Origin of the sequence: Amycolatopsis eburnea, assembly GCF_003937945.1 — a bacterium.
Taxonomy (GTDB): domain Bacteria; phylum Actinomycetota; class Actinomycetes; order Mycobacteriales; family Pseudonocardiaceae; genus Amycolatopsis; species Amycolatopsis eburnea.
Genome location: NZ_RSEC01000063.1, coordinates 462,923 through 480,161 on the forward strand (window position 1 = coordinate 462,923; position 17,239 = coordinate 480,161).

General features: G+C 72.2%; 15 protein-coding genes. 9 read left to right on the plus strand and 6 right to left on the minus strand.

The features are described 5' to 3' along the window. The first annotated feature begins 18 nt into the window (after positions 1-18). The 6 genes from metH (at position 19) to hisG (ending at position 7,507) form a co-directional block, all read left to right on the plus strand. Positions 19-3,573, plus strand: coding sequence for a methionine synthase (metH, locus tag EIY87_RS45860; RefSeq protein ID WP_125316358.1), 3,555 nt, complete (start codon positions 19-21; stop codon positions 3,571-3,573). Positions 3,574-3,585: 12 nt separating this feature from the next. Then, entirely contained in the window at positions 3,586-4,248 is a 663-nt protein-coding gene (locus tag EIY87_RS45865) for an HAD family hydrolase (RefSeq protein WP_125316359.1), read from the plus strand. Positions 4,249-4,306: 58 nt separating this feature from the next. Further along, a complete protein-coding gene (locus EIY87_RS45870; protein WP_125316360.1) occupies positions 4,307-5,767 on the plus strand; it encodes an AlkA N-terminal domain-containing protein in 1,461 nt (486 codons plus the stop codon). A gap of 8 nt (positions 5,768-5,775) precedes the next feature. Next, complete coding sequence (locus EIY87_RS45875; RefSeq protein ID WP_125316361.1) at positions 5,776-6,261, plus strand: methylated-DNA--[protein]-cysteine S-methyltransferase; 486 nt, start codon at positions 5,776-5,778, stop codon at positions 6,259-6,261. A gap of 103 nt (positions 6,262-6,364) precedes the next feature. Then, entirely contained in the window at positions 6,365-6,628 is a 264-nt protein-coding gene (locus EIY87_RS45880) for a phosphoribosyl-ATP diphosphatase (RefSeq protein WP_086681128.1), read from the plus strand. Between the two features lie 33 nt (positions 6,629-6,661). Beyond that, a complete protein-coding gene (gene hisG / locus EIY87_RS45885; RefSeq protein WP_125316362.1) occupies positions 6,662-7,507 on the plus strand; it encodes an ATP phosphoribosyltransferase in 846 nt (281 codons plus the stop codon). A gap of 28 nt (positions 7,508-7,535) precedes the next feature. Here the strand turns inward: hisG and EIY87_RS45890 are convergent, their stop codons facing one another. The 3 genes from EIY87_RS45890 to EIY87_RS45900 all read right to left on the minus strand — a co-directional run bounded on the left by EIY87_RS45890 (position 7,536) and on the right by EIY87_RS45900 (position 10,223). Then, positions 7,536-8,471, minus strand: a complete 936-nt coding sequence (locus EIY87_RS45890; RefSeq protein ID WP_125316363.1) for a ParA family protein — start codon at positions 8,469-8,471, stop codon at positions 7,536-7,538. A 64-nt stretch (positions 8,472-8,535) separates the two neighbouring features. Next, a complete protein-coding gene (locus EIY87_RS45895; protein ID WP_125316364.1) occupies positions 8,536-9,327 on the minus strand; it encodes a thioesterase family protein in 792 nt (263 codons plus the stop codon). Beyond that, positions 9,327-10,223 (minus strand): RecB family exonuclease, encoded by an 897-nt coding sequence (locus EIY87_RS45900; RefSeq protein ID WP_125316365.1) that lies wholly within the window; start codon positions 10,221-10,223, stop codon positions 9,327-9,329. The genes EIY87_RS45895 and EIY87_RS45900 overlap by 1 nt, the downstream gene beginning before the upstream one ends. Before the next feature lie 472 nt (positions 10,224-10,695). On the opposite strand from EIY87_RS45900, the gene EIY87_RS45905 reads away from it, so the two are divergent. Both EIY87_RS45905 and EIY87_RS45910 read left to right on the plus strand, forming a co-directional pair. Further along, on the plus strand, positions 10,696-11,847 hold the full coding sequence (locus EIY87_RS45905) for a M50 family metallopeptidase (RefSeq protein ID WP_125316366.1): 1,152 nt from the start codon (positions 10,696-10,698) through the stop codon (positions 11,845-11,847). A gap of 62 nt (positions 11,848-11,909) precedes the next feature. After that, positions 11,910-12,740 carry a tRNA (adenine-N1)-methyltransferase gene (locus EIY87_RS45910; RefSeq protein WP_125316367.1) on the plus strand — a complete coding sequence of 277 codons (831 nt, stop codon included), beginning with the start codon at positions 11,910-11,912 and terminating at the stop codon, positions 12,738-12,740. On the opposite strand, the gene EIY87_RS45915 is transcribed toward EIY87_RS45910, so the two are convergent. Next, positions 12,737-13,183: a hypothetical protein gene (locus EIY87_RS45915; protein ID WP_125316368.1), complete on the minus strand. Its 447-nt coding sequence runs from the start codon at positions 13,181-13,183 to the stop codon at positions 12,737-12,739. The genes EIY87_RS45910 and EIY87_RS45915 overlap by 4 nt on opposite strands. Positions 13,184-13,196: 13 nt before the next feature. Then, entirely contained in the window at positions 13,197-14,087 is an 891-nt protein-coding gene (locus EIY87_RS45920; protein ID WP_125316369.1) for a hypothetical protein, read from the minus strand. A gap of 359 nt (positions 14,088-14,446) precedes the next feature. On the opposite strand from EIY87_RS45920, the gene arc reads away from it, so the two are divergent. After that, complete coding sequence (arc, locus tag EIY87_RS45925; RefSeq protein ID WP_125316370.1) at positions 14,447-16,249, plus strand: proteasome ATPase; 1,803 nt, start codon at positions 14,447-14,449, stop codon at positions 16,247-16,249. Here the strand turns inward: arc and EIY87_RS45930 are convergent. Next, on the minus strand, positions 16,182-17,219 hold the full coding sequence (locus EIY87_RS45930) for a DMT family transporter (RefSeq protein ID WP_225440435.1): 1,038 nt from the start codon (positions 17,217-17,219) through the stop codon (positions 16,182-16,184). The genes arc and EIY87_RS45930 overlap by 68 nt on opposite strands. Between the last annotated feature and the right edge of the window lie 20 nt (positions 17,220-17,239).

Consider the following 17,239-nt stretch of genomic DNA (forward strand, 5'->3'; position numbering starts at 1 on the left):
GGCCTTACCCTGTTCAGCATGTCCGACCGCCTGTCGTCCGCGTTCCTCGATGCCCTCGGCTCCCGGGTCCTGGTCGCCGACGGGGCCATGGGCACCGCCCTGCAGGCCCACGACCTGAGCCTGGACGACTTCGCCGGCCTCGAGGGCTGCAACGAGGTCCTCAACGTCACCCGGCCGGACGTCGTCCGGTCCGTGCACCGCGGCTACCTCGAAGCGGGGGCGGACGCGGTCGAGACCAACACTTTCGGGGCCAATTTCGCCAACTTCGCCGAATATGACATCACCGAGCGGATCTTCGAGCTGGCCGAAGCCGGCGCCCGGCTGGCCCGGGAGACCGCCGACGAGTTCGCGACGCCGGACCGCCCGCGGTTCGTGCTCGGCTCGGTCGGCCCCGGCACGAAGCTCCCGACGCTCGGGCACGCGCCGTTCGCCACCCTGCGTGACGCCTACCAGGAGGAGGTCCGCGGCCTGCTGGCCGGCGGCGTGGACGCGGTGATCGTCGAGACCACCCAGGACATCCTCCAGACGAAGGCGTCGATCATCGGCGCGAAGCGGGCGATGGCCGCCGAAGGCCGCCGCGTGCCGGTGCTCGCTTCGATCACCGTCGAAACGACCGGGACCATGCTGCTCGGCACCGAGGTCGGCGCCGCTCTGGCCGCGCTGGAGCCGCTCGGCATCGATGTCATCGGGCTCAACTGCGCCACCGGGCCGGCCGAGATGAGCGAGCACCTGCGGCAGCTGGCCAAGCACGCCCGGGTGCCGCTGTCGGTGATGCCGAACGCCGGCCTGCCCGAGCTGGGCCCGGACGGCGCCGTCTACCCGCTGAGCCCGGAAGCGCTGGTCGAGGCCCTCACGGGGTTCGTCCGCGAGTTCGGCGTCGGCCTGGTCGGCGGCTGCTGCGGGACGACCGGCGAGCACATCCGGCAGCTCGCCGCCGCGGTCGCGGACACCTCGCCGGTGCCGCGCCGGCCGCGACCGGAGCCCGGGGTGTCGTCGCTCTACCAGGCGGTGCCGTTCAAGCAGGACGCCAGCGTGCTGATGATCGGCGAGCGGACCAACGCCAACGGCTCGAAGGCGTTCCGCACGGCGATGCTGGAGGCCCGCTGGGACGACTGCGTCGAGATCGCCCGCGAGCAGACCCGCGACGGCGCCCACCTGCTCGACCTGTGCGTCGACTACGTCGGGCGCGACGGCACCGCGGACATGGCCGAGCTGGCCGGCCGCCTGGCCACCGCGTCCACCTTGCCGATCATGCTCGACTCCACCGAGGTCCCGGTGCTCCGCGCGGGCCTCGAACGCCTCGGCGGCCGCTGCGCCGTCAACTCCGTCAACTACGAGGACGGCGACGGCCCGGGGTCCCGGTTCCGCCAGGTCATGGAACTGGTCAGCGAGTACGGCGCCGCCGTCGTCGCCCTGACGATCGACGAGGAAGGCCAGGCGCGCACGGCGGCCAAGAAGGCCGACATCGCGACCCGGCTCATCGAGGACATCACCGGGAACTGGGGGCTGCGGACGTCCGACGTCATCGTCGACGCGCTCACCTTCACCATCGCCACCGGCCAGGAGGAGTCCCGCCGCGACGGCGTCGAGACGATCGAGGCCATCCGCGAGATCAAGCGGCGGCACCCCGAGGTCCAGACCACGCTCGGGCTGTCCAACATCTCCTTCGGGCTCAACCCCGCGGCGCGCCAGGTGCTGAACTCGGTGTTCCTGCACGAGTGCGTCCAGGCCGGGCTGGACACCGCCATCGTGCACGCGTCGAAGATCCTCCCGATGGCGCGGATCCCCGACGAGCAGCGCGCGGTGGCCCTCGACCTGATCTACGACCGCCGCCGCGAGGGCTACGATCCGCTGCAGGAGCTGATGGCCCTGTTCGAAGGCGTCAGCGCGGCGTCGTCGAAGGCGTCGCGGGCCGAAGAGCTGGCCGCGCTGCCGCTGTTCGAACGCCTGGAACGCCGGATCGTCGACGGCGAGCGCAACGGACTGGCCGCCGACCTCGACGCGGCCCTGGAGCAGCGGCCGGCCTTGCAGATCATCAACGACACGCTGCTGTCGGGCATGAAGACCGTCGGCGAGCTGTTCGGGTCCGGGCAGATGCAGCTGCCGTTCGTGCTGCAGTCCGCCGAGGTGATGAAGGCCGCCGTCGCGCACCTCGAGCCGCACATGGAGAAGGAGGACGACGCCGGCAAGGGCCGGATCGTGCTGGCCACCGTCCGCGGCGACGTGCACGACATCGGCAAGAACCTCGTCGACATCATCCTGTCCAACAACGGCTACGAGGTCGTCAACCTCGGCATCAAGCAGCCGATCACGACCATCCTGGACGCGGCCGAGGAGCACGGTGCCGACGCGATCGGGATGTCCGGGCTGCTGGTGAAGTCGACCGTGATCATGAAGGAGAACCTCCAGGAGATGAACTCCCGGGGCGTTTCGGCGCGCTGGCCGGTGCTGCTCGGCGGCGCCGCGCTCACCCGGTCCTACGTGGAGAACGACCTCACGGAGCTCTACCTCGGCGACGTCCGCTACGCGCGGGACGCGTTCGAGGGCCTGCGGCTGATGGACGCGATCATGGCCGCCAAGCGCGGGGAAACGCCGCTGGTGGACGCCGACGCCGAGCAGAAGCGCCGGGAGCGCAAGGAACGCCGTGAGCGCTCGCTGCGGATCGCCGAAGCGCGCAAGGCCCGCAAGGCCGAGGAAGAAGCCCTCGAAGGCCCGCCGCCGGCGCGTTCGGACGTCGCCACCGACGTCCCGCTGCCGTCCCCGCCGTTCTGGGGCAGCCGCGTGGTCAAGGGTGTCCCGCTCGCCGACTACGCCGCGATGCTCGACGAGCGCGCCACCTTCATGGGGCAGTGGGGCCTCAAGGGCGCGCGCGGCGGCGCCGGGCCGACGTACGACGAACTGGTCGAGTCCGAAGGCAGGCCGCGGCTGCGGTACTGGCTCGACCGGCTGACCGCCGACGGGATCCTGGCGCACGCGGCCGTCGTCTACGGCTACTTCCCGTGCGTGGCCGAGGGCGACGACCTCGTCGTGCTCACCGAGCCCGAACCGGACGCGCCCGAGCGGGTGCGGTTCACCTTCCCGCGTCAGCGCCGCGACCGGCGGCTCTGCCTCGCCGACTTCTACCGGCCGCGCGAGGCGGGCGAGGTCGACGTCGTGCCGTTCACGGTCGTCACCATGGGCCAGCCGATCGCGGACTACGCGAACGAGCTGTTCGCCGCCAACGCCTACCGGGACTACCTCGAGGTGCACGGCCTCGGCGTCCAGCTCACCGAGGCGCTGGCCGAGTACTGGCACTGCCGGATCCGGCAGGAGCTGACCTTCCCCGGCGGTGTGGCGGTCGCCTCAGAGGACCCGGACGACGTCGAGGACTTCTTCAAGCTCGGCTACCGTGGAGCCAGGTTCTCCCTGGGCTATGGCGCCTGTCCCGACCTCGAAGACCGGGCGAAGATCGTCGCCCTCCTCGAACCGGGCCGGATCGGCGTCAAGCTGTCCGAGGAGTACCAGCTGCACCCCGAGCAGTCGACCGACGCGATCGTCTGCCACCACCCGGAAGCGAAGTACTTCAACACCTGAGGGAGATCCACTGTGGACGGACTCGATGCCGTGCTGTGGGACATGGACGGCACGTTGGTCGATTCCGAGAAGCTGTGGGACATCGCCCTCTACGAGACGGCGGAATGGCTCGGCGGCAAGCTTTCCGAAGAGCAGCGGATGACCCTCGTCGGGTCCAACATGGACGACACCTCGGCATACCTCCTGGAGGTCGTCGGACGGCCGGTCACGCGAGAGGCGATCGCGGCGACGGGCGAGGAGATCCGCCGCCGCACGGCCGGTCTGTTCGACGACGAGCTGCCGTGGCGCCCCGGCGCCCGCGAAGCTCTGGCGGCGGTGCGTGAAGCCGGGGTGCGCTCGGCTTTGGTCACCTCGACCGAACGCGACCTCACCGAGCTGGCGCTGAACACGATCGGCCGTGACTTCTTCGACGTCACGGTGTGCGGCGACGAGGTCGAGGGCCTCAACAAGCCGCACCCGCGCCCGTACCTCAAGGCCGCCGAGCTGCTCGGCGTCGACCCGGCGGCGTGCGTCGCGGTCGAGGACTCCCCGCCGGGCACGGCGTCGGCGGTCGCCGCGGGCTGCACGGTGCTGGTCGTCCCGAACGACGTCCCGGTCGACGCGGGGGAGCGGCGCGTGTTCCGCGACTCGCTCGTGGGGATCGACGTGCCCGCGCTGGCGGCTCTGCTGGGCTGACACGCCCATGTCGCATTTCCGCTAGCCCCGGCCGCCGCGCTCGGCGATGCTGGGTCGCGTGCATGAAGACTTCGAACGGTGCGTGCGGGCCGTGCAGGCGAAGGACGCCCGGTTCGACGGGTGGTTCTACACGGCGGTCCTGACAACGAAGATCTACTGCCGGCCCAGCTGTCCCGTGGTGCCGCCCAAGCCGCGGAACATGAGCTTCTACCCGAGCGCGGCGGCGGCGCAGCAGGCCGGGTTCCGCGCCTGCAAGCGCTGCCGCCCCGACGCCAGCCCCGGCTCGCCGCTGTGGAACGAACGCGCCGACCTGGTGGCGCGGGCGATGCGGCTGATCGCCGACGGCGTCGTGGACACCGAAGGGGTCCGCGGGCTGGCCGCCCGGCTCGGCTACAGCGTCCGGCAGGTCGAGCGCCAGGTGTTCGCCGAGCTCGGCGCGGGCCCGCTGGCGCTGGCGCGGGCCCAGCGCGCGCAGACCGCGCGGACCCTGATCGAGACGACCACCCTGCCGATGACCGAGCTGGCGCTGGCCTCGGGGTTCGGCAGCATCCGGACGTTCAACGACACCGTGCGCGAGGTGTTCGCCCTCTCGCCGACCGAACTGCGGCAGCGCGCCAAGGGCAAGCCCGCGGCCGCCGGCGCGCTCGTGCTGCGGCTGCCGTACCGCAAGCCGCTGTGCCCCGACAACCTGTTCGGGCACCTGGTGGCGACCGGCGTGCCGGGCGTGGAGGAGTGGCGCGACGGCGCCTACCGCCGGACGCTGCGGCTGCCGCACGGCCCCGGGATCGTGGCGCTGCGGCCGGAAGACGGGCACATCGCCTGCCGGCTGACCCTGGCCGACCTGCGCGACCTGCCCGCCGCGACGAGCCGCTGCCGCCGCCTGCTCGACCTCGACGCCGACCCGGTCGCCGTCGACGACCAGCTCGCCACCGACCCGCTGCTCGCGCCCCTGGTCGCCGCCGCGCCGGGCCGCCGGGTCCCGCGCACGGCCGACGGCGCCGAGTTCGCGGTCCGCGCGGTGCTCGGCCAGCAGGTCTCGACCGCGGCGGCCCGCACCCACGCGGCCCGGCTCGTCGTCGCCCACGGCGAACCGGTCGAGGACCCCGAAGGCGGCCTGACCCACCTCTTCCCGTCGCCGGAGGCGCTGGCTTCGCTCGATCCGGAGACGCTGGCCATGCCGCGCAGCCGCCGTCGCACGCTGCTCGCGCTGGTCGAGGCGCTGACCGGCGGTCTCGACCTCGGCGCGGGCAGCGACTGGGACGCGGCCCGGGCGGCGCTGACCGCGTTGCCGGGCTTCGGGCCGTGGACGGTCGAGAGCATCGCGATGCGGGCGCTGGGCGACCCGGACGCGTTCCTCCCCACCGACCTCGGCATCAAGTACGCGGCGGAAACCCTCGGCCTGGGCGGCCAGGCCGCCGTCGTCGCCCGCTCCGCGGCGTGGCGCCCCTGGCGGGCCTACGCCACCCAGCACCTGTGGGCCACCGGTGACCACGCGATCAACCGGATGCCCGCCGCCTAGGAGGCCCCATGCGTTCCCACTCCGTCATCGACAGTCCCTGCGGCCCGCTGACGCTGGTCGCCGAGGACGACGCGCTCTGCGGCCTGTACATGGTCGACCAGCGCCACCGCCCGGACGAGCTGACGTTCGGCGCGGCCGACCCCGGCGCGGAGATCTTCGCCCGCGCCGAAACCGAGCTGAAGGAGTACTTCGCCGGGCAGCGCGAGCGGTTCGAGGTGCCGCTCGCCTTCGCCGGCACGCCGTTCCAGCGGTTGGTCTGGGCGCAGCTGCGCGAGATCCCGTACGGCACGACGATCTCCTACGGCGAGCTGGCCGACCGGCTGGGCAACCCCGGCGCGTCCCGCGCGGTCGGGCTGGCCAACGGCAAGAACCCGATCGGGATCATCGTCCCGTGCCACCGGGTGGTCGGCTCGACCGGTTCGCTCACCGGCTACGGCGGCGGCCTGGACCGCAAGCGGTACCTGCTCGACTTCGAGCGGGGCGCGCTGTTCTGATCCCAGCTCGTGGGAGGCGCCGTCCACTCCCGTGTGAGATGGGCTGCACCCGCGGCGGGGCGGGGCGGCGCCGCGCGGCCCGGGGTGGAAGGATCTGCAGATCGTGAAGACCTTCGATGAGCTGTTCGCGGAGCTTGCCGAGCGCGCGCGTACCCGTCCCGACGGGTCCGGCACCGTCGTCGCCCTCGACGCCGGGGTGCACGCCCAGGGCAAGAAGGTGCTCGAGGAAGCCGGCGAGGTGTGGATCGCCGCCGAGCACGAGTCCGACGACCGCCTCGCCGAGGAGATCTCCCAGCTGCTGTACCGGGTGCAGGTGCTGATGCTCGGCCGCGGTCTGTCGACCGAGGACGTCTACCGCTACCTGTGACCGGGTCGCTCGAATCACGAGGAGAGAAGCGAAATGCTGCGTGTTGCCGTGCCGAACAAGGGAGCCCTCGCCGCCGCGGCGACGGAAATGCTCGGCGAGGCGGGCTACCGCAAGCGGCATGAGCAGCGCGACCTGACCGTGCTCGACCCGGTCAACGAGGTCGAGTTCTTCTTCCTGCGGCCCAAGGACATCGCGATCTACGTCGGCTCCGGCGAACTCGACCTCGGCATCACCGGCCGGGACCTCGCGCTCGACTCCGGCGCGCCGGTCGAGGAGATCCAGGCGCTCGGCTTCGGCGGCTCGACGTTCCGATACGCCGCCCCGGCGGGCAAGGACTGGAAGCCGGCGGACCTGCACGGCAAGCGCCTGGCGACGTCGTACCCGCGGCTGGTCCGCGACGACCTCGCCCGCCACGGCGTCGAGGCCGAGGTGATCCGGCTCGACGGCGCCGTGGAGATCTCGATCCAGCTCGGCGTCGCGGACGCGATCGCGGACGTCGTCGAGTCCGGGCGGTCGCTGCGCCAGAACAACCTGGTGGCCTTCGGCGACCCGATCTGCGTCTCGGAAGCGGTGCTGCTGCAGCGCAAGGGGACGGCGGAGAGCAAGGCCAAGTCGCAGCTGGCGGCGCGGCTGCGCGGGGTCGTGTTCGCGCAGCAGTACCTGATGCTGGACTACGACTGCCCGCGCACGCTCGTCGACCGGGCGATCGCCATCACGCCGGGCCTCGAGTCGCCGACGGTGGCGCCGCTGGCCGACGAAGACTGGGTCGCCGTGCGCGCGATGGTGTCGCGCAAGGACGTCAACCGGATCATGGACGAACTGGCCGAGGTGGGCGCCAAGGCGATCCTGGCCTCGGACATCCGCTCCTGCCGCCTCTGACCGAGAGCCAGATCGGCCGCGCCGGACTTCAGCGCGGCCGGTTGGGCTTCTTCGGGAGCAGGTCGTAAAGGCCCTTGCGGACGCCGTTGTCGTTGACGTTGCGCGCCACCGCGACCTCGGAGATGAAGTCCTCGAAGACGAACTCCTCGTCCGCGGGCACGACGGCCGGCGCCTGGTTCTGCGCCAGGTAGCCGTCGAGGGTGGCCGCGATCTCGCGGAACGACAGCGCCTGCAACGTCTCGGGGGCGTAGGTCGTCACCGGGACGCCGTGCGCGGCCGCTTCGTTCATCACCACGCCGAGCGGCAGGTGCGACAGCATCGGGATGCCGAACTCGTACATCTCCTGCAGCGCCGCGGCCGCGTAGTGCGAGATCGGCCGCCGGTAGAGGCTCGGCACCAGCCCGAACCACGACAGCGGCTGGCGTCCGACGGTCTGCTCGACGTACCGGACCTGGTCGGCCAGCAGCCGCAGCGCGCGGATGCTCGTCTTGTCCGGCTGCACCGGTACGAGGATGCCGTGCGACGCCGCCAGCGCGTTGTTCGTCAGCACGTCGAGCGCCGGCGGGCAGTCGATGACGCAGTGGTCGTAGTTGGCGAACTGGATGACCCGGGCCAGCTGCCAGCCGGGTACGCGGAACGAGTCGAGCCGCCGGATCAGGTCGAACATCCCCGGTGACGTCGGCACGACGTCGAGCGCGCCGCCCTTGCCGAGGTTGCTGCGCGGGTGCGGGACGACGATCTCGTCGATCGGGCCCTTCCACGTCTTGGCCAGCGCTTTCGCCAGGCTCGGCTGGTCCGGTGGCACCTCGGCCAGCCCGAGCATCTCGGTCGTCGCGTGCCCCTGCGGGTCGAGGTCGATAAGCAGCACCCGCCGGCCCCGCTCGGCCAGCGCGGCCGCGGTGCCGACGCTCAGCGAGGTCTTGCCGACCCCGCCTTTCTGGTTGACCACCGAGGTGATCTGCATGCCGGAGCGCTCCTCAAGTCGGTCGTTCCGCGAAGGTTATTGGATCCGGGCCGGTTGTGGGTGGCTATCCGCCCCCGGCCTGTCGCGGCCGGACCATCAGCGCCTGCGCGCCGGTGGCCAGCGGGCCGCTCGCGTCGTGCAGGATGCTCGTCGCCGTGCCGATCCCGTGCGTGCCGACCAGCGTGACCGCGTCCAGGCCGATCCACTCGCCCGCGGGCACCCGCCGCACGTGCACGGTCAGCTCCGAGTTGATGAACCACCACTGCCGCGGGTCGAGGAAGTTGGACACGCCGTTGCCGGAGTCGGCGACGGTGAACAGCCGCTGCAGCCCGCTCGGCTCCTCGCCGTCGACCAGCGGGACGCGCGGCCGGGCCCAGACGGCGGCCGGGCCGGGCACGTCCATCCCGCCGCGGACCGCGCGCCACTCCACGGCGTCGAGGTAGCCGCCCTGCCAGCCCTCCGGCCACGGCGACTCCGTGACGCTGTCCGGCGTCGGCAGCAGCGGCCCGCCGTCGGTGGCGATCTCCGCGGTGTCGGAGGTGGCCACGCGCCACGCCGACGCGCGGGCCACCACGCGTTCCGCGCTCGCCAGCTCCGCCTGCAGCAGCTCGACCGACCGCCCGGGGCGCTCCACCCGGGCGCGCACGGTGAGCTCGGCGACCGGCGCCGGCCCGAGGATTTCGACGGTGACCCTGGCCAGCTCGGCCGGGTGCGCGGGTTCGACGTTTTCGAGTGCCCGCACCAGCAGCGCCGACGGCGGCCCGAAGTGCTGCGACTCCGAGGACCACGGGCCCGCGGTGTGCGCTGTCGCGGAGAACCGGCCTTCGCCGAGCGGGACGTAGAACGCGTCGGCCATCAGTCGGCCCGGTCCAGCGGCGTCTCCTCGCCGGCGTCGGGCTCCGGCCAGCCGGGGTACGCCGGTGGCGTGCCGCCGTACTCCGGGCAGTGCGCCTGGTGGTCGCACCAGTTGCACAGCTTGCTCTTGTTCGCGCGGAAGTCGCCGGTCTTGCCCGCCTTGAGGATGGCCTGCCAGATGGCTTCGAGGGTGCGCTCGAAGCGGAGCAGCTCGGCTTCGTCGGGGGTGTAGGCCAGCGACTGGCCGTCGGTGAGGTACATCAGTTTCAGCTGCCGCGGCACGATCCCGCGCAGCCGCCACAGCACCACGGCGTAGAACTTCATCTGGAACATCGCCTTGGCCTCGCCGATTTCCCGCGGCGCGGCCCCGGTCTTGTAGTCCACGACCCGGATCTCGCCGGTCGGCGCGACGTCGAGGCGGTCGATGTAGCCGCGCAGCAGGACCCCGGAGCCGAGCTCGATCTCGACGTGCAGCTCGCACGCCTCCGGCTCCAGCCGCCGCGGGTCCTCCAGCTCGAAGTAGGCGTCCAGCAGCTTTTCCGCCGAGCGCAGCCACTCCGCGTGCTCGTCGGGCTTTTCGCCGTCGAACAGCTCGGTCCACTCCGGACGGTCCGCCGACAGGTCGGTCCACGCCGGGCCGAGCAGCTCCCGCGCCTGCGCCGGGACGCGCTCGGCGGCGGGCAGCGCGAACAGCCGCTCCAGCACCGAGTGGACGAGCGTGCCGCGCAGCTGCGCCTTGGTCGGGACCTCGGGCAGCCGGTCGACCGCGCGGAACCGGTAGAGCAGCGGGCACTGCTTGAAGTCACTCGCCCGCGACGGCGACAACGCGGGCCGCCGCCGCGCCTCGGTGGCGACGGCGGCTGGGGGTTCCGTGGTGACGGTGTCGGCGTCGGGCATGGGCAGAGCGTAACGCCGGGGTACGACAGTTCCGGCGACCGCAACGCCCGCACCCGGGCCGAGGTGGGGAGAAGCGCCGGATGGGAGCGCTTTCCGCCGCCTCCGCCCGCGCGCACGTCATGAAAGGGTCGTTCACCTCGCCGGACGACATGAACGACCCTTTCATGACATCCCGGCGACGGCCCCAGCAAAGTCGGCGCGACCTCGGCCCGGCTCCCGAGGCTCGCTCACCGTCCCGCAACGACATGAACGACCCTTTCACCTCGTCCGGTGAGGTGAAAGGGTCGTTCACTACGTCCCGGGCCAGGGTCAGGCACAGTGGTGGCGGCTCGCTGGGCGGAGCCTTCCGGCGCGACTTTGCCGGGCCCCTGACATCCCCGCGGCGCCGCGGACCGCTCAGGACACGCGGGTGCGCGACACCACCCGGTCCGGATCACCCGCTCCCCACACCGGGGGCTCTAGGCTCTCGGGCATGGCCGCGACCAGTGAGCAGGGCACCGGGGGCACCCGGCAGGCCGTCCGCCCGGACGGCGGGCTCGTGCTGTTCCGCGTCGCCGGCGTGCCCGTGCTGCTGGCGCCGTCCTGGTGGATCGGCTCGCTGATCGTCGTCGTGCTCTACGCGCCGCTCGTCGGGCGGCTGCTCCCGGACGCCTCCACGGTGACGTCGTGGCTGCTGGCCGGCGCCTTCGCGCTCCTGCTGGGGCTCTCCGTGCTCGCCCACGAACTGGGGCACTGCCTCGTCGCGCTGCGGCTGGGGATCCCCGTGCGGCGGCTGCGCCTGTTCCTGCTCGGCGGCCTGTCCGAAGTGGCCCGCACGCCGAAGCGGCCCGGCCAGGAAGGGCTGGTCGCCGCCGCCGGGCCGGTGGTGTCGCTGCTGCTCGGGGCGTTCTGCGGGCTGCTGATGTTCGCCGTGCCGCCGGACGGCGCGGTCTGGCTCCTGGTCGCCGAGTGCGCCGTGGCGAACCTCGCCGTCGGCGTGTTCAACCTGCTGCCCGGGCTGCCACTCGACGGCGGGCGGCTGGTCCGCGCGGGGGTCTGGGCGGCCACCGGGATCCGCTCGAAGGGCACGCGCGCCGCGGTCGCCGGTGGGGCCGTCGTGGCCGCGGGGCTGCTGGTCTGGGCGCTGTGGGGCCTGGCCACCGGGAGCCCGGACCGCTGGCTGCGGCTGGGCGTCTGCGTCGTCACGGCGTGGTTCGTGATCCTCGGCGCGCGCTCGGAGCTGGCCGCCGAAGCGCGCCGCACGTGGCCGGAAGGGCTGGTGCTCGGCGAGCTGGTGCGGCCGGTGCTGCAGCTGCCCGCCGAAAGCCCGGTGTCGGACGCGCTGGCCGCGTCGGCGGGCCGGGGCGTGGTGCTGGTGCGGGCCGACGGGGTCGCCGCCGGCCTGCTGGACACCGGTGCGGCGGAGCGGCTCGCGGGCTCGTCACCGCACGCGCCGGCCGAGCTGGCCGCCGAGCCGATCCGGGCCGAGACCGTGCTCCTGGCGTCGGAGCCGGGGGAGGACGTCGTCGAGCGGGTCCGCGAGACGGCCGCGTGGCAGTTCCTCGTCGTCGACGACGAGGGGCGCCCGGCGGGCGTGCTGCGCCGGGACGACCTGCGGGCCGCGCTGAACCGCCGCACCCGCTGACGCCGCGGCACGGGCGGCCTGCGAAGATCTGTCGTCGGCCATTCGGGGTACAGGAGGAAGTGTTGTCGGTCAGCGGACCGTTTCGCGCGGGTGATCGGGTGCAGTTGACCGACTCGAAGGGGCGCCACTACACCCTGACGCTGGCCGACGGCGGTGAGTACCACACGCACCGCGGCGGCCTGGCCCACGACGACCTGATCGGCCGTCCCGAAGGGTCGGTCGTGACGTCCGCGGGCGGGTCGACCTACCTCGCGCTGCGTCCCCTCCTGCCGGACTACGTGCTCTCGATGCCGCGCGGCGCGCAGGTGATCTACCCCAAGGACGCCGCGCAGATCGTCATGTGGGGCGACATCTTCCCGGGCGCGCGCGTCCTCGAGGCCGGCGCCGGTTCGGGCGCGCTGACGTGCTCGCTGCTGCGCGCGGTCGGCCCGGCCGGGAGCGTCCAGTCCTACGAGATCCGCGACGACCACGCCGTGCACGCCGAGCAGAACGTCGTGAAGTTCTTCGGCGAGAAGCCGGCCAACTGGACCCTCACCGTCGCCGACCTGGCTTCGCACGAAGGCGAGGTCGACCGGGTCGTGCTGGACATGCTGGCGCCGTGGGAGCAGCTGCCGAACGTGGCCGCCCACCTCGTGCCGGGCGGCGTGCTGACGGTCTACGTCGCGACCGTGACGCAGCTTTCGCGGGTCACCGAGTCGCTGCGCGAGCAGCAGTGCTGGACCGAGCCCGAGTCGTGGGAAACGCTGATGCGCCCGTGGCACGTCGTCGGCCTCGCGGTGCGCCCGGACCACCGGATGGTCGCGCACACGGCGTTCCTGCTCACCGCGCGGCGCCTGGCGGACGGGACCGTGTCACCGCGCGTGTCGCGCCGCCCGGCCAAGGGCAAGGGCTAACCCGGCACGCACCAGCGGCCGTTCTCCTTGTACAGGGGGAACGGCGTCTCCTTGGTGCCGCCCACCCCTTCGACGTGCACCTTCGCGGTGGCGGACTCGCCGCGCACCTCCGGGGGCTCCGCCAGGCGCGCCGTCACCCGGCCGGCCGCGTCCCACGTCCGCTGCAGGCCGGCCAGCGCCTCCGCGGTCTGCGGGCGGCACGTCAGCTTGCCGAACGCCGCCGAGTCGTGGGCGGCGATCGCGTCCACGATCGCCTTGGCCAGCACGCCGACCGCCGCCGTGTCCGACGCGCTGGGCGAGGGGGACGGCGACGGCCGGGCCGGGCGTGGGGTGCTCGGCGGGGCGGGCGGGGCGCCGGACGGCGCGACGAGGAGCAGGCCCAGCACCACGCCCACGCCGGCGACGCCGAGCAGGACCAGCCCGGCGACGAGCGCGCGCTTCACCGACGGCGGCGGCTCACGAGCCGTCCGCCTTCACGTTGGACAGGCACCACAGGCCGGATTCCTTCTGCGCGGACATGGTGCCGACCTTGGTCTTGCTCCCGTCCGTCGCGGAGTAGCGCACGGTGGCCTTGTCGCCGGTCTCGGTCGGCTCGCCGGTCAGCGTGACCGTGACCTTCGGGATGTCGCCCGTCTTGCCGTCGTAGACGCTGCGGCAGATGACGTCGCCGAGCGCCTTCTCGTCGCTGGCGTTGTAGGCCGCGATCGTGGTGTCGAACAGCTCCTTCGAGCTGGCCTGCCCGGCGGGGGCGGGGCCGCTCGCCGGCTTGCTGCTGCTCGTGGACGGCTTCGACGGCGAGGTCGTCTTGGGCTTCGTGGCGGACGTCTTGGGCGCCGACGTCGGCGCGGCCGAGCTGCTGGTGGCGGGCGGGGCGGCGGTGTCGTCGCCCTTGGTGGCCAGGACGATCGCGGTCACGCCGCCGCCGACCAGGACCACGGCGCCGACCGCGATGCCGACGATGAGGCCGGTTTTCTTCTTCTTGGGCGGGGGCGCGTCGCCGAAGCCGCCGCCCCCGTACTGGTCGTAGCCGCCGAAGCCCTGCTGCTGCGGCTGGCCCCACTGGTCCTGCTGCCCGTACTGGGGGTAGCCCTGCTGGGGCTGAGCGCCCGGCTGCGGCGGGTAACCGCCCTGCTGGGGCTGCCCGTACGGGTCGGGCTGGCCGAACTGCTGGGGCTGGCCGTACGGGTCCTGCTGCCCGAACTGCTGGGTGCCGCCGTAGCCCGGCTGCTGCTGCGGTCCGCTCTGGGGGTAGCCGCCCTGCTGGGGCTGGCCGTAGGGCCCGGGCTGCTGCCCGTAGCCCCCGGGCTGCTGGCCGTAGCCGCCCGGCTGCTGCGGCGGGTAGGTCATGAGTGGTGCCCCCTAGCGTCCTTCGAAGAGACCCGGCAGACGGTGCCGACGTCGGCCCGATGCTAGCCACCGGGCGCGGCCGCCGCGCGGTTAGGGCGGAACTGGCCGGAATTGCCCGTTGTCCCGCCGGTTGGGCACCCCGGGCGCGGGGTACTCCCGTTGTGCTTGCTTCACCCCGGCCCGGACGGACCCGCGACACACCCGTGCCACGGCACCGAAATGGCCTCTTGCGCTGCGGGAATGTCCGTGCTGGGGAAGGCGGGCGAACCGCGACGCGCCGATCTTGTGATCCGGAAAGGCCTTTTCTTGTCGGTGATCGCCGGTACCGTGGAATGAAAAGCACTCCGAGGAGGTGCCCGATGCATCATGACCTTCCCGGAGGTCGGCGCGAGGAGGCCGACCCTTCAGCAACATCCGGAGCTGGGACGACGGCGGACGAGCAGGCTCGGCAGATCCGTTTTCTCGAGGAAGAAGTGGCGCTGCTGCGCCGCAAACTGACGGACTCGCCACGGCAGAACCGAGTTCTCGAACAACGACTCGCCGAGGCCTCGGAAAGGGTGAGCCAGCTCACCGAGCGCAACACCAAACTGGTCGAGACGCTGCGCGAAGCGCGAGGACAGCTCCTCGCCCTCCGCGAGGAGGTCGACCGGCTGGCCCAGCCACCGTCCGGGTACGGCGTCTTCGTCGAGGCGTACGAGGACAACACGGTGGACGTCTTCACCGCGGGCCGGAAGATGCGGGTGTCCGTTTCGCCCGCGGTCGAGATCTCGTCGCTGCAGCGCGGCCAGGCGCTGCGGCTCAACGAGGCGCTCACCGTGGTCGAAGGCGGCGGGTTCGAGCGCACCGGTGAGGTGTGCGCGTTGCGCGAGGTGCTCGCGCCGGACGTCGAGGGCGGCAGCCCCCGCGCGCTGGTGGTCGGGCACGCGGACGAGGAGCGGGTGGTCCTGCTCTCCGATCTGCTGGCGGAGCAGCCGCTCAAGCCGGGCGACTCGCTCCTGGTCGACTCCAAGGCCGGCTACGCGTACGAGCGCGTGCCGAAGGCGGAGGTCGAGGACCTGGTGCTGGAGGAGGTGCCGGACGTCCGCTACGAGGACATCGGCGGCCTCACCCGGCAGATCGAGCAGATCCGGGACGCGGTGGAACTGCCGTTCCTGCACGCGGACCTGTACCAGGAGTACCAGCTGCGGCCCCCGAAGGGTGTCCTGCTCTACGGCCCGCCGGGCTGCGGCAAGACGCTCATCGCGAAGGCCGTGGCGAACTCGCTGGCCAAGAAGGTGGCGGCGGCGCGGGGCGAGAACGAGGACGGGAAGTCCTACTTCCTGAACATCAAGGGTCCCGAGCTGCTCAACAAGTTCGTCGGGGAGACCGAGCGGCACATCCGCCTGATCTTCCAGCGGGCGCGGGAGAAGGCCTCCGAGGGCACCCCGGTGATCGTGTTCTTCGACGAGATGGACTCGATCTTCCGGACCCGTGGGTCGGGCGTGTCGTCCGACGTCGAAACCACGATCGTGCCGCAGCTGCTGTCGGAGATCGACGGTGTCGAAGGCCTGGAGAACGTCATCGTCATCGGCGCCTCCAACCGCGAGGACATGATCGACCCGGCGATCCTGCGGCCGGGCCGGCTCGACGTCAAGATCAAGATCGAGCGTCCGGACGCCGAAGGCGCGAAGGACATCTTCTCCAAGTACCTGGCCGAAGGGCTGCCGATCCACGCGGACGACCTCGCCGAGTTCGGCGGCGACGCCAAGGCGACGTTCGACGCGATGATCCAGCACACCGTCGAGCGGATGTACGAGGAGAGCGACGAGAACCGGTTCCTCGAGGTGACCTACGCCAACGGGGACAAGGAAGTCCTGTACTTCCGCGACTTCAACTCGGGCGCGATGATCCAGAACATCGTGGACCGGGCGAAGAAGTCGGCGATCAAGTCGGTGCTGGAGACCAAGCAGCCGGGTCTGCGCGTGCAGCACCTGCTCGACGCGATCGTCGACGAGTTCGCGGAGAACGAGGACCTCCCGAACACCACCAACCCGGACGACTGGGCCCGGATCTCCGGCAAGAAGGGCGAGCGGATCGTCTACATCCGCACGCTCGTCACCGGCAAGAACCAGGACTCGGGGCGGGCGATCGACACCGCCACGAACACCGGTCAGTACCTGTAGTCCCGATGCGCGGTGGGGCGGTCGCCACGGCGGCCGCCCCACCGGCGTGTCTAGCGGCTGACGAGTTCCGGTTCGGCGGGGCGGCGGGCTTGAGCCTGCCGTGGGCGGCGAGGATGCCCAGCACCACCAGGAGCGCGCCGGCCGGCTGGTTCCAGCTCACCGGTTCGCCCAGCACGAGCACGCCGAGCAGCACCCCGACCACCGGCGTCAGGTAGGTGACCGCCGAGGCGTTGGCCGCGCCCCACGCGGCGATGATGCGGACGTTCCAGACGTAGGCCAGCCCGGTGCCGAACACGCCGAGCGCGACCATGCTCGCCACCACGGCGAGGTCGAGGTGCACCGGTGTCGTGGCGATGACCGGGGCGAGCAGTCCCAGGATGACGGTCGCGGCGGCGGTCTGCCCGAACGCGACGACCACCGGGTCCGTCCCGCGTGGTGAGACGAAGCGGCGCATGTAGACGAAGCAAGCGCCGTAGCAGGTGGTCGCGCCCAGGCAGGCGAGCTGCGCGGTCAGCTGGTGGGAGACGTCGACGCCGTGCCACACGCCGACGATCGTGAGCACCCCGAGGAACCCGAGCAGCAGCCCGGCGACCTTCGGCGGGGTGAAGCGTTCCTCGGGCAGCGCCGCGGCCGCCAGCAGCATCGTGATGAGCGGGGTCGTCGCGTTGAAGATACTGGCCAAACCGGACGAAATGTACTGTTCCGCCCACGAGAACAACAGGAACGGCACCACGCACAGCAGCACCGACACGACCACGAGATGACCCCACAGCACGGGATCCCGGGGGAGCGGGCGCCGTCGCACGGCCAGGACGAACCCCAGCGCGAGCGCGCCGAACGCGACCCTGGCCAGCGCGACCTGCGCGGGGGAGAGGCCGCCGAGCCCCACCTTGATGAACAGGAAACTCGCACCCCACACCACGGCCAGCAGCGCGAACCGCGCCGTGACCCCGAAACCCGCCAATCGCATGGCCGAAGTCAATCCGCGCG

What these genes read in the sequence shown, in the direction of transcription:
- metH (WP_125316358.1), top strand. Translation starts at nt 19, where the DNA reads ATGTCCGACCGCCTGTCGTCCGCGTTCCTCGATGCCCTCGGCTCCCGG.
- EIY87_RS45875 (WP_125316361.1), top strand. Translation starts at nt 5,776, where the DNA reads ATGCGTTCCCACTCCGTCATCGACAGTCCCTGCGGCCCGCTGACGCTG.
- hisG (WP_125316362.1), top strand. Translation starts at nt 6,662, where the DNA reads ATGCTGCGTGTTGCCGTGCCGAACAAGGGAGCCCTCGCCGCCGCGGCG.
- EIY87_RS45890 (WP_125316363.1), bottom strand. Translation starts at nt 8,471, where the DNA reads ATGCAGATCACCTCGGTGGTCAACCAGAAAGGCGGGGTCGGCAAGACC.
- EIY87_RS45895 (WP_125316364.1), bottom strand. Translation starts at nt 9,327, where the DNA reads ATGGCCGACGCGTTCTACGTCCCGCTCGGCGAAGGCCGGTTCTCCGCG.
- EIY87_RS45900 (WP_125316365.1), bottom strand. Translation starts at nt 10,223, where the DNA reads ATGCCCGACGCCGACACCGTCACCACGGAACCCCCAGCCGCCGTCGCC.
- EIY87_RS45905 (WP_125316366.1), top strand. Translation starts at nt 10,696, where the DNA reads ATGGCCGCGACCAGTGAGCAGGGCACCGGGGGCACCCGGCAGGCCGTC.
- EIY87_RS45920 (WP_125316369.1), bottom strand. Translation starts at nt 14,087, where the DNA reads ATGACCTACCCGCCGCAGCAGCCGGGCGGCTACGGCCAGCAGCCCGGG.
- arc (WP_125316370.1), top strand. Translation starts at nt 14,447, where the DNA reads ATGCATCATGACCTTCCCGGAGGTCGGCGCGAGGAGGCCGACCCTTCA.
- EIY87_RS45930 (WP_225440435.1), bottom strand. Translation starts at nt 17,219, where the DNA reads ATGCGATTGGCGGGTTTCGGGGTCACGGCGCGGTTCGCGCTGCTGGCC.